This window comes from Lentilactobacillus dabitei (assembly GCF_019061365.1).
In the GTDB taxonomy this organism is placed as follows: Bacteria; Bacillota; Bacilli; order Lactobacillales; family Lactobacillaceae; genus Lentilactobacillus; species Lentilactobacillus dabitei.
Genome location: NZ_JAHPPD010000117.1, coordinates 1 through 6356, shown reverse-complemented (window position 1 = coordinate 6356; position 6356 = coordinate 1). Strand labels below are relative to the sequence as shown.

5 protein-coding genes are annotated in these 6356 nt (G+C 40.2%); 2 read left to right on the top strand and 3 right to left on the bottom strand.

Annotated elements, in window-relative coordinates:
• Nucleotides 1–256 precede the first annotated feature (256 nt).
• Entirely contained in the window at nt 257–2644 is a 2388-nt protein-coding gene (locus KTE19_RS12485; RefSeq protein ID WP_217163847.1) for a phosphoketolase family protein, read from the bottom strand.
• Between the two features lie 503 nt (nt 2645–3147).
• On the bottom strand, nt 3148–3879 hold the full coding sequence (locus KTE19_RS12480) for a GntR family transcriptional regulator (protein WP_217163849.1): 732 nt from the start codon (nt 3877–3879) through the stop codon (nt 3148–3150).
• Nucleotides 3880–4000: 121 nt separating this feature from the next.
• Between KTE19_RS12480 and ybaK the strand changes: the two genes are divergently transcribed.
• Both ybaK and KTE19_RS12470 read left to right on the top strand, forming a co-directional pair.
• Nucleotides 4001–4501: a Cys-tRNA(Pro) deacylase gene (gene ybaK / locus KTE19_RS12475; RefSeq protein WP_217163851.1), complete on the top strand. Its 501-nt coding sequence runs from the start codon at nt 4001–4003 to the stop codon at nt 4499–4501.
• Between the two features lie 3 nt (nt 4502–4504).
• Complete coding sequence (locus tag KTE19_RS12470) at nt 4505–5239, top strand: hypothetical protein (protein ID WP_217342410.1); 735 nt, start codon at nt 4505–4507, stop codon at nt 5237–5239.
• Here the strand turns inward: KTE19_RS12470 and KTE19_RS12465 are convergent.
• Nucleotides 5232–5873: an HD domain-containing protein gene (locus tag KTE19_RS12465; RefSeq protein WP_217342409.1), complete on the bottom strand. Its 642-nt coding sequence runs from the start codon at nt 5871–5873 to the stop codon at nt 5232–5234. The genes KTE19_RS12470 and KTE19_RS12465 overlap by 8 nt on opposite strands.
• Nucleotides 5874–6356: the final 483 nt, after the last annotated feature.

The following is a 6356-nucleotide window of genomic DNA, read 5'->3' as shown; positions in this document are numbered from 1 at the left end:
CACCTCATACTTAATTAATAATTCTATGGTACTCAAAAAGACGTCTACGAAGTAGACGTCCAGTTATTTAGTGCTTACTTTTTCTTAATCAAGGGGGGGTGTCATTTGCTAAATATTACGCTAAGGTACTAATCCTTTTTTTAATGGGGGAAAAAAACTGAGATAAATTTCCAAAAAGCGGAAATTTATCTCAGTTTATTTTTTCGGCGAGGCGTATGTCCCAACCTCTTTAATCAGTAACCAGTATTTAACTTAATTACTTCTTAAGGCCTTCCCACTTCCAGTTAACAACTTCTGGAAGATCAGTACCTTCTTGACGAATGTAAGCATTGTGCTTATCAACCGTATCATTCATACGTTGGATGAAGTAACTACCCTTAACTGAGTAAGCTGGAATATCTTGAACAGCTTCCTTAGCAAGATCGAAACGATCCAATTGGTTCAAGACACGCATGTCAAATGGTGTTGTGATATCACCATTCTCACGATAGCCATGAACATGAAGATTGTGGTTGTGACGATCGAAGAAGATATCTTTGATTAATCCTTCGAAGCCATGGAATGCGAAGATAACTGGCTTGTCAGTAGTGAACAAGTTGTCAAATTCTTCATCACTCAAGCCACGAGGGTCAACCTTAGGTGAACGAAGCTTCAATAGATCAACAACGTTGATATAACGAATCTTCATTTCTGGGAATTCCTTGTTCAAGATTGAGATAGCAGCCAATGCTTCCAAGTTAGGTTCTGAACCTGCAGCAGCAAAGACAACATCTGGTTCTTGACCTTGGTCAGTTGATGCCCAATCGATGTAGCCAAGACCATTCTTAACAAGGTTTTGAGCTTCATCCATTGTGTACCATTGACGGCGTGGGTGCTTTGAAGTAACAATTAAGTTGATCTTTTCGTAAGTTCTGAATGCAGAATCACCAACAGCTAACAATTCGTTTGCATCAGCTGGGAGATACTCACGGATGAATTCAGGCTTCTTCTCAGCTAAGTGAGTTAACATACCTGGATCTTGGTGGGTATAACCATTGTGATCTTGCTGGAATACTGTTGAAGTATCAACAAAGTTCAATGAAGGATATTGCTTTCTCCAGTATTGTTCTGAAGCTTTACGTAACCACTTGAAGTGTTGAGTCAACATTGAGTCGACAACTCGACCGAATGATTCGTAAGTAGCAAAGAATCCGTGACGACCAGTCAATACATAACCTTCAAGCCAACCTTCTGCTTGGTGTTCTGAAAGTTGTGAATCAATAACCCGGCCATGGTTTGAAAGATCTTCATCATATGGTTCGTGAATATCTTCCATCCATTGACGCTTGGAATCGTCAAGTAAGCTGTAAAGACGGTTTGACTTAGTTTCATCAGGACCGAATCCACGGAAGCTAGTTGGGTTAAGTTCAGCAACTTTTTCCAACCAGTTTGACCATTCAATCATATCTTGCTTCTGAGTAACACCACGATCGAATTTAACTTCGAAGTCGCGAACATCAGGGAGCTTCAATGGTTCTGGCTTAATACCACCGTTAGTGATTGGGTTAACTGACATCCGCTTGTCGCCCTTAGGAGCAACTTCACGAATTTCTGGCTTAAGAGTACCGTTTTCATCAAATAATTCTTCAGGCTTGTATGACTTCAACCAGTTAATAAGCAAGTCTTTGTGTTCCATTGAACCTGCAGCAACAGGGATTGGAACTTGGTGAGCACGGAATGAACCTTCGATAGGGTTACCATCGAGATCCTTCTTAGGACCAGTCCAGCCTTTAGGTGAACGGAAGATAATCATTGGCCAGTTAGGTAACTTAACGCTATCAGGAGTTTCGTTTTCACGAGCATTCTTTTGAATTGACTTGATTTCTTCGATAACATGATCAAGGGTCTTAGCAAAGTCTGCTTCAACCTTAGCATGATCTGTATCAGCAGTAGCTTCAACGAAGTATGGATCCCAGCCCATTCCTTTGAAGTAACTTGTTAAGTCTTCGTCACTCATTCGTGAAAGGATAGTCGGGTTAGAAATCTTGAAGCCGTTCATGTTGATAATAGGAAGAACAGCACCATCAGTGATTGGGTTGATGAACTTGTCAGAGAACCATGATGCAGCCAATGGACCAGTTTCTGATTCACCATCACCAATTTCAACAGCAGCGATTACATCTGGGTTGTCTAAGATAGCACCGGTACCATGTGAAAGTGAGTAACCAAGTTCGCCACCTTCGTGGATTGAACCTGGAGTTTCTGGTGCGGCATGAGAAGCAACTCCACCTGGGAATGAGAATTGCTTGAACAATTTAGCCATACCTTTTTCGTCTTGGCTGATGTTTGGATAGATATCTGAATAACTACCATCAAGGTATGAGTTAGAAACCATCACTTGGCCACCATGACCTGATCCTTCAATGTAGAACATGTTCAAATCGTATTTGTTAATAACACGGTTTAATTCTGCATAAATCAAGTTTTGGGATACGATAGTTCCCCAGTGTCCAATAGGCTTAACTTTAACGTCCTTGGATTCAAGGGGCTTCTTAAGTAATGGATTGTCGCGCAAGAACAATTGACCTACCGAAAGGTAATTAGCGGCACGCCAGTACTTATCAACAAGTTCCAAATATTCTTTGGAATCGTAATCTACTGTCATTAATTAACACTCCTTCTTCGATTTAACAACAAAGCTTCTGTATAGAATGTTCGAAAAATTGACAGACTTACATCTAATCAATTTACACCCCTAATACTAAACGATATTTGCAAAAAGTCAACCTTTTCGCAAATTGATACGGTCCAATATTTTGGATCTTCAATCCCTATACATTAAAGCCATTATGAACGATTTGAAAATATTAGTCTACTCATATTTTGAAATTGTAATATATTTTTTGCGGTCAGGTTTGAAAACGAGATCGGATTTCAAAATTAGCGTGGAAAATTCATCATGTGGAAAAACTAATAGGTGATTCAAAACTGGTTAACGCGTTTCACTGGGTTGCTTTCTTGTTGTGGCTGCCCACCATTACATAGTGGCGTTGTGTTCCGTGAACCAGGCGCTAAAAATATAAGGGCATCCCTACCAATAATCCCAAAATCAGGATTATTGGTAGGGATGCCCTTATATTACCGCACCTAAGCGTTTCGCTCCGCACACTAACTATTTTCATCCAAACTCACAAACGTATTATAATTCAAATACTTATAATGAATTCGCATATTTGAAACCTCAAACGGCGTTCCATCATCCAAGAAGAAAATGCCTTCCATGACTCCAACCGGTTCTATCGGCTTTAATGCCAATAACTTTTGGTCCTCTTCACTTGAAGGATCTGCCGTAATTGTCATAAATGACTTCGTAACCGACTTGCCAGTTGTATCTTCAAAATAGTTAAAGATTGAACCTTCCACTCTTTCGCTGTTCAACTCTGGGGCTACCCTGATGGGGATATAGCCCATTTCAATCATGAACGGCTGATTATCGAATGATCGTAATCGCTTAATTTGATAGACAAACTCGCCCGGATCCAAAAACAATTCTGTCTGCAATTCCTCGCTAGCTGGAATGACCTTAAAATCCAGCAGTTTGATTTGGGGGACCTTACCATTGCTCTTAAAGCTGTCCGTAACGCCCAAATTTGATCCTTCATATTGAAAGATGGTCTGATTCTTCTGATACAGTGGGTTAATAAAAGTGCCGGATCCCCGCTTCTTAAAGATAATCCCTTGATTTGCTAAAACATTTAAGGCCCGCTTAATCGAACTTCTGCTGACACCATAAGATTCACTCAGGCTGCGCTCATCAGGTAATCGTTTGGATTCGAATTCATTGGCCTGAATCCTATCCTTTAAGTCTTTCATGATGGTGCGATACACTAAATCAGTCATTGCTGCTCCTTATAAATCGTCCAATTGATCTGTTATCTTAAGAGTATAACAGATAATTTCAATCTGTTCAGACAGAATTCGATATTCTGATGTGATAAACTATTCGTGAGGTGGGTCTAAAATGGCAAAAAAGAAAAATAAAAAAGTTCACAAAACATTAGTCGAACAAATTCTGGATAAGCATCAAATTCCGTTTGTGCAGATGGAATTTCCAACTCACAAAGAGGGCGATGTTGAACAGATCAGCGTGGACCACGTTGATCAAAATGAGCACCAAATTTTTAAAACCCTCGTGTTAGAGGGTAAGAAAACTGGGCCAGTTGTTGGGGTTGTCCCCGTTGACGAACATCTTGACGAAAAAAAGCTCGCCAAAGTTTCTGGCAATAAGAAAGTCAACATGGTTCCACTCAAGGATCTACTCAAAACAACCGGTTATCAGCACGGTGCCAACACCCCAATTGGTATTTGGGAAAAATTTCACTATCCAATTTACATTGACCAAGAAGCCAAAGAAATGGGTGAAATCATTGTTTCATCCGGTCAAATTGGTCGTTCTGTCAAAGTTGATGCTCAGCAACTGGTGAATTTAGTTGGCGGTAAATTTGCTGACATAAAGGAATAGCCCATGATCAATGCAATTTTAATCAATATTTGTTTGGTACTCGGATTATTGATCGGAGTACCATTTCTTTTTATATATCTGCTTTCAGCAATTAATCGCGACACTAAACAACAGATCGCCAATCATTTTAGGACTGCTGGACAGCTTGGTTTCGGCTTTCTTGGTGTCATCATTCATGAAGCCAGCCACCTACTCATGGCACTGGTTTTCGGTCATCACATCGATCAATTTCGGTTAATTCGTATTCCTACTAGTGATAATCCAGCATTGGGGTACGTTCATCATACGTGGAACCAGCGTAACTTTTATCAAAATATGGGCAACCTGTTTATTGGGGTTGCTCCCATATTTGGATGTTGCTTGGCAACTTTAGGGCTTGCAAGCTACACAATTCCAGAAGTTTACCAATCGCTCATCGCCGCGACCCAACAGTCATTCAATCAAATGAACTTTACCCTGCCAGAATTCAGCTGGATCTCAATGCCAGTCTTTCTTATCATTGCAGCTAACATTTGTATTGGCGGCTTTGACCTCAGCCCAGCCGATTACGAAAATGCTAGCCAGGGGATTTTGCAGGCAGTCATTTTCCTAGTTGGCTTGACAATTATTATTTCGATCACACCATTAGAAGCGGGATTTTCTGCACTGCTGAGCCACTTTACGATGATTGTCCTGGTTATTTCATTATTTAATCTGTTAATTTCAAGCTTAATGAATGTCATTTTCCGGATCATTTAGTCCCGTTCCATTCATCGACAAACTCATTGACAAAGGCTTTCATGATTTGTTGGCGATGCTCCGCAATTTGTTTGGCAGTCGGCGTGTTCATTTGATCTTTGAGTTTAAATAATTTTTCGTAAAAATGGTTAATAATCGTTCCCTGCTTGCGATACTCAGCTTTATCCATATCTTTTCGCGGCATCATTCGTGGATTATACATTATTTCGCCAAAATGACCGCCAAAGTAAAACGTGCGGGCAATCCCAATTGCCCCAATGGCGTCCAAACGATCGGCATCCTGCACGATTTGGCCTTCCAGTGATAATTGATGATGCGTTTTCAAATTAGCACTGTAGGACATGTTATCAATAATTTCAAACACTTTTTTAATAAATGGGTCATCGTAACCGACATTCTTGAGCTGGGTAACAATTGCCTGCCGTTTAGCCTCAGGGTTGGTAGTCACTTTGTCATCACTCACATCATGTAAATAGGCAGCAATCACCACCAGCGATTCATCGGCATCCTCACCCTTTAAAATGAGCTTGGTCAAACTCACCACCCGCTCAATATGCGTGTAGTCGTGACCGGTGGTTTCGTAACCAAGCTGTTGTTGAACGAATTCTCTGATTTGTCTTAATCCGGATATCATGTGTTTGCTCCCTTGTTTGCTGTTATCGTCATTTCATTATAATCTATTTTTTGAAAAGTGGATTTCCCGTCATCTGAATAAATGAATTACTCAAAAGTCAGACTGTCCTTGGATTTTTTGGCATAAACATTTTAAATCGTTTTTCTCTATTTATTTGAAGCAAGTTGGTCATCCCATTACAAGTGCCCTCTAGCGTTCTTAATCCCTACCCACACAAAATGACCAATGGTGAACAAGAAACGTCCATCATTGGTCATTTTGGTTGGTGCCCGGGGATCATCCGGATTATCACAATATTACGGAAACCAGATTGAAGACTATTGTATTTATTTCTCAATCATCTGGAATGAACGCGTTCCGACAAAACTGATCCTACTATATATAAAGGCTCTTCGTCAACCTTTGTTGGTGAAACTAAATTCGAGTTCTAATCACTTTGTGATTAGGGCTCTTTTTGTTTTGACCTTGAAAACGTATAGTACT